At 60.7% G+C, this 7,852-nt stretch carries 6 protein-coding genes; 3 read left to right on the forward strand and 3 right to left on the reverse strand.

Translation table 11 applies throughout. From position 1 onward, the window contains the following. Positions 1-2,685: efflux RND transporter permease subunit (locus tag VEJ16_05880; protein HYB09178.1), on the forward strand; the 2,685-nt coding region annotated here is incomplete at its 5' end. A gap of 86 nt (positions 2,686-2,771) precedes the next feature. On the opposite strand, the gene VEJ16_05885 is transcribed toward VEJ16_05880, so the two are convergent. After that, positions 2,772-3,929, reverse strand: coding sequence for an alpha-hydroxy acid oxidase (locus VEJ16_05885; GenBank protein ID HYB09179.1), 1,158 nt, complete (start codon positions 3,927-3,929; stop codon positions 2,772-2,774). A 225-nt stretch (positions 3,930-4,154) separates the two neighbouring features. Between VEJ16_05885 and VEJ16_05890 the strand changes: the two genes are divergently transcribed. Next, positions 4,155-4,595 (forward strand): hypothetical protein, encoded by a 441-nt coding sequence (locus VEJ16_05890; protein HYB09180.1) that lies wholly within the window; start codon positions 4,155-4,157, stop codon positions 4,593-4,595. A gap of 96 nt (positions 4,596-4,691) precedes the next feature. Here VEJ16_05890 and VEJ16_05895 read toward each other — a convergent pair whose 3' ends face one another. Both VEJ16_05895 and VEJ16_05900 read right to left on the reverse strand, forming a co-directional pair. Beyond that, complete coding sequence (locus VEJ16_05895) at positions 4,692-5,258, reverse strand: Spy/CpxP family protein refolding chaperone (GenBank protein HYB09181.1); 567 nt, start codon at positions 5,256-5,258, stop codon at positions 4,692-4,694. Positions 5,259-5,469: 211 nt separating this feature from the next. Beyond that, positions 5,470-6,225 (reverse strand): HAD family hydrolase, encoded by a 756-nt coding sequence (locus VEJ16_05900; protein HYB09182.1) that lies wholly within the window; start codon positions 6,223-6,225, stop codon positions 5,470-5,472. A gap of 172 nt (positions 6,226-6,397) precedes the next feature. On the opposite strand from VEJ16_05900, the gene VEJ16_05905 reads away from it, so the two are divergent. Then, positions 6,398-7,852, forward strand: a 1,455-nt coding sequence (locus VEJ16_05905) for a choline dehydrogenase (protein HYB09183.1), incomplete at its 3' end; no start/stop codon positions are given.

Raw genomic sequence — 7,852 nt, forward strand, 5'->3', positions numbered from 1 at the left:
ACCGTGGTGGACGACTACGCCGACAATGTCCTCGCCCAGCAGCTTTCGCAAATCTCGGGGGTCGGATTCGTCGGCATCGGCGGCGAACAGAAGCCCGCGGTCCGCGTGCAAGTCGACCCGGCAAAGCTCGCCTCAATGGGCCTGAGCCTCGAAGACGTCCGTAACGTCATCGCCAATGCAACGGTCGATGCTCCCAAAGGGAGCATCGATGGCCTTCATCAGAATTTCACGATCTACAACAACGACCAACTGCTCGCAGCCGACAAATGGAACGACGTAATCATCGCCTATCGCACCGGCTCGCCCGTTCGAATCCGCGATATCGGCCAAGCGATCGACGGACCCGAGAACACGAAGCTCGCGGGGACACTTAACGGGGTCAAACGGGGTATCGTTCTTATTATCACCAAGCAGCCGGGCGCCAATGTGATCGACACTGTGGATCGCATCTTGGCGCAATTGTCCCAGCTTCGAACGGCCGTGCCGCCTGCCATCGACATCGAAGTCCTGGCAAACCGTACTCAGACGATCCGTGCGTCGGTTGCGGACGTACAATTCACCCTCATTCTCACCGTGGCACTCGTCGTCATGGTGATCTTCCTCTTCCTGCGGAATTTCTGGGCGACGGTGATCCCGGGTATTACGGTTCCGCTATCGCTCGTCGCCACGTTCGCCGTGATGTATTTGATCGGCTACAGCCTCGACAACCTCTCGCTCATGGCGCTGACGATTGCCGCGGGTTTCGTTGTGGACGATGCCATCGTCATGATCGAGAACATCATCCGCCATGTCGAGGACGGGATCCGGCCACTCGAGGCCGCGATCAAGGGTGCCCGGGAGATCGGATTCACCATCATTTCGATCAGCGTGTCATTGATCGCCGTTTTCATCCCGCTCCTCCTCATGCGCGGCATCATCGGGCGGCTGTTTCACGAATTCGCCATCACCGTCACGATTGCAATCGCGGTGTCGGCCATCGTGTCGCTGACGCTCACACCGATGATGTGCGCTCGGTTCGTGAGGGCCGAACACGGCCGCGCGCATGGCCGCCTCTATATGCTGAGCGAGCGGTTTTTCGACGGCATGCTCGCCGGCTATCGCCGGTGCCTCGATTGGGTGATGCTGCATCGGCGTATCACGCTTGGCGTCTTCATCGCGACCGTCGTGGCCACGGGGTATCTTTACAGCGTGATTCCGAAGGGGTTCTTCCCACAGCAGGACACCGGCTTCATCTTCGGAGTCACCGATGCCGCGCAGAGCGTTTCCTTCGCCGAGATGAGCCGTCTTCAGCTGCAAATCGCCGACATCGTGCGCGCGGATCCCGACGTTGCGGCCTTTGCCTCGTTCGTGGGGGCGGGCGGTGCCACGCAGACGATCAACAACGGCCGCTTCGCGATCAACCTCAAACTCAAAAATGAGCGGACCGCGAGCGCTTACGACGTCATCAACCGCCTGCGGCCGAAGATTGCTGCTGTGCCCGGCATCGTCCTCTACATGCAGGTTGCCCAGGACCTGAATGTCGGCGGCCGCCTCTCGCGCACCCAGTTCCAATACACGCTTCAGGACGCGAGCCTCGACGAACTCAACGAATGGGCGCCGAAGCTTTTTGCCAAGCTCAAGGCATTACCCGAGCTTCAGGACGTCGCCAGCGATCAGCAGACGAATGCGACGACTGTGAGCATGGAGATCGATCGCAGCCAAGCCTCGCGCTTCGGCATCCTGCCGCAGGCGATCGACGACACGCTCTACGATGCGTTCGGCCAACGCCAGGTCACGCAGTATTTCACGCAACTCAATGCCTACCACGTGATTCTCGAAGTCGACCCATCGTTCCAGGTGCGGACCGATACGCTCGAGAAGATCTACCTAACCTCGCCGATCACCGGACAGCAAGTACCGCTCTCGACCTTCGTCAAATACGATACGCTGCCGGTGACATATCTTTCGATCAACCACCAGGGCCAGTTCCCGGCCGTGACCATCTCGTTCAATTTGAGCCCGGGAACGGCCCTTGGCCAAGCGGTCGCGGCGATTCAGTCGGTGGAGCGGGAAGCCGGCAAGCCCGGAACGCTTATCGGAACCTTCCAGGGAAGCGCTCAGGCGTTCCAGACCTCTCTCGCGACGCAGCCTTACTTGATCGCGGCGGCGATCGTGGTCATCTACATCATTCTCGGAATGCTCTATGAGAGCTACATCCACCCCCTGACGATTCTTTCGACTCTCCCGTCGGCGGGCATGGGCGCCTTGCTGATGCTCATGATCTTCCACTACGATCTCAGCGTCATAGCACTCATCGGCATCATACTTCTGATCGGAATCGTGAAGAAAAACGCGATCATGATGATAGACTTCGCGCTGGCTGCCGAACGAAACGAGGGCATGGCGCCGGAGCAGTCGATTTATCAGGCCTGTCTCTTGCGCTTTCGCCCGATCATGATGACGACAATGGCAGCACTTCTCGGCGGCGTGCCGCTCATGCTCGGTGCCGGAACAGGATCGGAGATTCGTCGCCCGCTTGGATATGCAATCGTGGGCGGCTTGATCCTCTCGCAGATGCTGACACTCTTCACCACACCCGTCATCTACCTCTATCTCGGCCATTTGCAGGCGCGCTTGCAAGGCCGCAAGCGCGCCGTCATCTCAACCGCGACAGCCGTCCGCGAAGGGACCCAGGCAGCGGAATAGGCATCCGGCCGGTCGCCGCCGCGCATCCCGCGTGAGACCTTGTTTTCCTCGATAAGTGACGCATCGTTGAGGTCCAACGACCGAGATCAATAGCGGTAGTCCTCAATATCGAGGAGCGGGAATGCGCTCAGCACGCCCGGTGGGTTGGCGGGCGTCGCCGGAAGGAGATAGGTTGCGTCGAGGTCTGCGAAACGATTGACGCCGAGAAGCCCGAGACAGCGTTGTACTTCGTCTTCGAGAAGTTCGAGCATCCGGAGAACGCCCGGCTGCCCCGCCGCCGCAAGCGCATAGCATTGCAAGCGGCCTATACCGACAAGGTCCGCGCCCGTTGCAATGGCTTTGACGATATCGGTACCTCTCGATATGCCGCCATCGACGACGATCTTGGCGCGGCCAGCAGATGCCCGAACGATCTCCGGTAATAAATCCAGAGCGCCACGTCCATGGTCGAGTTGCCGGCCGCCATGGTTCGAGGCATAGACCCAATCGACACCGTACTCGCAAGCGATCTTCGTATCCTCTGCGGTGGCGATGCCTTTTAAGATTAGCGGAACATCGAATTTTCCCTTGATCCTTTCGACGGCGCGCCAATCGAGCCCGGCTTGGAAACCGCTTCCGTCGGTGGCCGAGACCCGGCGTCGGCCCGACGTCACGAAGCGCTTGGCAAGATCGCGTTCGCGCCGGCTATAAATCGCCGTGTCGACCGTCAGGCAGAATGCGGCATAGCCGTGGGCGATAGCGCGCGCGACATGATCGTCGACGAACGAGTCGTCGCCGCGGACATAGAGTTGATAGATGCGAAATGCCCCGGGCGCTGCGCGCGCAACGTGCTCGAGACCCGGCTCCGAAACGGAACTCAACATATGAGCAACGCCGAATGCATCGGCTGCCCGCGCGACCGTGGCACCCGCGCCCTCGTCGAAGGACTCGAGCGCGCCGATCGGCGCCAGGATGACGGGAAGGCGCATTTTGCGCCCCAGGCATTCAGCCGACGCATCGACATTGCGCACGTCGCGCAGGACTCGCGGGCGAAAGGCGATCGAGTCGAGGGCCATACGGTTGTGCCGCAACGTGGTTTCGGTCTCGGTACCGCCCACGATATAGTCCCAGTTGTTCTGGTCGAGGCGATCTCGAGCCCTCTTGACGATCTCGTGGAGATTAAGAAATTCGAATTCACCATCTCCCTTGTCGGTGCGGGAAACATTGGTGTCGACTGGGGCAAGCGACTCTTTCTTACGATTCATCGGATTCCACCCTCGAAGCCTTGAACCGGCAATCCCTTCCGTGCGTCTTTCGAAATGAGGGGCGACCGTCCTAGTGAAACAGATGGAAATTAGGACATGTTACGGCCATATATAGCCCGCAGGGTATTTCAACCGAGCTGCGTATTTGTCAATGTTTGCCCGGTGATATGCCTGCCTTTCGATCGTGGGCGGTGAGTATGGGACGTTTCTAATGGAGTCACTCCTATGCGTTTCCTGAGTTCGAGAAAATTCCTCCGCAACAGCGCGCTGATCGCGCTCGGCGCGTCCGCCTTGGCGTTCGCGGCGGGGCGTACGGCGCCAGCGGCCCTCGCGGACGATTTTCATCACTTCCACGACGGCGGGCACGTCGTCCTGGATTTCGGTTTCTTCGGTCCGCCGGCGCCAGTCTACGTTGCTCCTCCCCCGCCCGCCTATTATTACCCACCGCCTGTCGTTTACGCGCCCCCGCCCACCGTCTATGCGCCCCCACCCGCCGTCTATGCGCCTCCACCCGCGCCGCCCGCGGCGGTACAAGCCCCTCCCCCTGGTGCTGCCGTCCAGGCGCAGCCGAGTTGTTCCTCGGGACAGTGGCGTCAGAGCGATGGGTCGATTGTGAATGGCACCGCCTGCCTCCAGCCTGACGGCACGTGGCGGCTGACGAATTAGGATCATTGCCCCGTCACGACGTGGCGGCGAGGGACGTGAAGGTTAACCGCTCGGTCTCCAAGCCGAGGGATTCGCTCTGTCTCGCCGCTTCTACAATCAATCGCTCTTGGGTTTGGCGCTTCGTGTGCCGCGGTGGTGAAAGTTCTTGAAGACCGTGTCCGCGTTTTTCTTCTGGTCGGCAGGCATGCTGTCATAGAGGGTTTGGAACGCGGTCGCGACCTTTTTGAGGCGGTCGGCGCGTTCCTGCGTGAACGCCTGATAGGCGTTGAGATCGTCGACGGCCGTCATCGTGTTCACACGGGCGGCACGGTCCTTGAAGAATGCGTCCGTGGCACTCGCCTCGTCGCGCATGGCCTGGGCTACGTCATTCCACAATGGCTCTTGATCTTTCGTGATGCGGAGACTTTTGTGCAGGTCGTTGATCCACGTCTCCGTCCGATCGACCGGCGTCACCGTTTTGCCGATCGCTTTACCTTGCGCCCCCGATGGCGGCGGAGCAGGTGCCGCCTGCGCTATCTGTATCGGCACGTTGGGCGCCTGCACCGCATTTGTAAGCTCTTGAGCCTTTCTGGCCGCGTTCGCGTCATCGACTGATGAAGAGGCCGCAAACGCCAATGTCGGCCCTATCGTCATGGCGGCAACCGCGCAAACGATAATTTTCATGTCTCGCAACATCCAGCACCCATTCAATTTGCGGCAGTGTGCCGCGATTGGATATTTCCGGTAATGCAACACAATGTGCGAATCGAAGTGCGTCACGACCGGTTCCTTTCGCGCCAAGAGAGTTGCCTTGGTGCGAAGACAGCCTATCCCGAGCCGAATCGGGTCGGCAAGAGCTGCTGCGGATTTGAGGATGCCATTTCGAAATCGCACGTCAGCCGATCACGCGAATGTCGTCGATTGACGTCAGCACCGCATCGGCGTGGGGCGCCAAGTCCCCGCGTTTGCCTGCCCCGCTCAATAGCCCCACGCAGCAGCCAACACCAGCGCTCTTACCGGTCGAGATGTCGCCCGGCGTGTCGCCAACCATCATGATGCGTTCGACTGGCACGGCGAATTCGCGGGACAAATACAGAAGGCTGTCGGGAGCCGGTTTATTGGGAATTGGGTCGTCGCCGCATACGATCCCCGCCACGTAGCATGCAACACCGAGCAACTCCAAAGTGGCGAGCGTTGGCGTGCGGTCGTCACTCGTCACGACGGTGACTTTCACGCCTGCACCGGCGAGCCGTTGAAAAAGCTGCCGCACGTCGCCCACGGGCCTCACGAGATCGCCGGTGGGAAGAGCGCCAAGTCCGCCCGCGAATGTTTTTTGCGCGATGTCATCTGCCTCGTGCCAGCTCAGCCCTTGCTGATAGAGCACCGTGGCGCAAATCGCGTAAAGCTTGGCCATTGACGCGATTGTGAGGGGACCGTCGGGGGCGGCGAGCCCCGTCGCCGGGTCGTAGCCGATGCTGCGATAAAGCTGCTCGGCAAGCCCTGCATCCCCGCAAAGCCGCGCAACCACCGCCTCGACCGCAACACGCGCCTTACGGCCCCAGAGATGGTAAAAGTCAATGAGCGTGCCATCCTTGTCGAAGGCGGCGAGGTCGATATCGTAGACGCCGTTGCCCACATCGACTTTTGCCATCGACAATCGATCCTGCATCCCTGGGCCGTCTCGATTCGCCCGCGATACGAATGCTGCGTACGACTCGCAGCAGGACAGCGTCTATGCCAAACTGCAGCCTGTCAACGGCCTTCGCCGCCATTGCTCGTGCGAGCGAAGAATATGACGGCAGGGTCCACCGGGGGCGCACCATATGCGTCGGAGCGGAAGCTACGACTATGTGATTGTCGGCGCCGGCTCGGCCGGGTGCGTCCTTGCCAACCGACTTTCGGAGGACCCGGGCGTGCGCGTCCTCTTGATCGAGGCGGGTCCGAAGGATCGGACATGGAAAATTCACATGCCCGCCGCACTTGCGCACAACCTTCGCGACGACAAGTACAACTGGCATTACGAGACCGAGCCGCAACAACACATGGACGGCCGACGCATGTATTGGCCGCGTGGGCGCGTCCTCGGCGGGTCGTCATCGCTGAATGCGATGGTCTACGTTCGCGGTCACGCGAAGGATTACGACAGATGGGCGCGCACCAATGGTCTCGAGCCATGGTCGTACGCGCATGTTTTGCCGTACTTCAAGAAGGCCGAGACCCGCGAGCAAGGGGGCGATCTCTATCGCGGCGACAGCGGACCGCTCCATGTGCACACGGCCAGCACCGCCAATCCACTCTTCGGCGCCTTCATCGAGGCTGGCATTCAGGCCGGCTATCCCTACACTGCGGACATGAACGGCTTTCAGCAGGAAGGCTTTGGCCCGATGGATCTCACCATCCATCGCGGCAGACGCTGGAGTGCTGCATCCGCGTATCTCAGGCCCGTTCTCGAGCGGCCAAATCTGACCGTCCTGGTCGCGGCACTCAGTACCCGAATCTTGATCGAGGGGAAGAAAGCGACCGGGCTCGAATATGTAATTGGGCGGCGCACCGCTCAAGTTCGTGCAGAGCGCGAAGTCATCTTATGCGGCGGTGCGGTCAATTCGCCTCAACTCCTCATGCTCTCGGGAATTGGCCCCGCCATCGAACTCGGCCGCCAGAACATACCCGTCTTGGTGGACTTGCCCGGCGTCGGCCAAAACCTGCAGGACCATCTCGAGCTTTATGTCCAACATGCGTGCACGAAGCCGATCACGCTCTACACGGCCGAAAATCCGCTCGTGCGGACACGGATCGGCGTCGAATGGTTTCTCTTTCACTCGGGCTGGGGTGCTTCCTCCCACCTTGAGGCCGGCGCATTCATCCGCCGCAACAGCGCCATAGGACATCCAGATCTGCAGTACCACTTCCTGCCCTCGATCGTGGTCGATCATGGCAGGAAGCCTGCCGACCGGCACGCCTTCCAGGCTCATGTCGGTCCAATGCGACCCACAAGCGTGGGCTCAATCACCCTTCGCTCCGCCGACCCGAGCACCCATCCCTCGATCCAGCCGAACTATCTGATGACCGAGCAGGACCGGCTCGAGTTGCGCGACGCGGTGAAACTCACGCGTGAAATTTTTGCGCAACGCGGGTTCGATCCCTATCGCGGCGCCGAGCTTCAGCCGGGCCCTGGCGTGCGGACTGACAAGGAAATCGACGCCTTCGTGCGCCAAAAGGCCGAAAGCGCTTACCATCCATCCTGCACCTGCCGCATGGGCAACGACGAGTTGGCGGTC

This window comes from Alphaproteobacteria bacterium (assembly GCA_035625915.1).
Taxonomy (GTDB): Bacteria; Pseudomonadota; Alphaproteobacteria; order JACZXZ01; family JACZXZ01; genus DATDHA01.

Excerpts from the sequence above, each read along its gene's own strand:
- VEJ16_05885 (HYB09179.1), bottom strand. The coding sequence starts at position 3,929 with ATGAATCGTAAGAAAGAGTCGCTTGCCCCAGTCGACACCAATGTTTCC.
- VEJ16_05890 (HYB09180.1), top strand. The coding sequence starts at position 4,155 with ATGCGTTTCCTGAGTTCGAGAAAATTCCTCCGCAACAGCGCGCTGATC.
- VEJ16_05895 (HYB09181.1), bottom strand. The coding sequence starts at position 5,258 with ATGAAAATTATCGTTTGCGCGGTTGCCGCCATGACGATAGGGCCGACA.
- VEJ16_05900 (HYB09182.1), bottom strand. The coding sequence starts at position 6,225 with ATGGCAAAAGTCGATGTGGGCAACGGCGTCTACGATATCGACCTCGCC.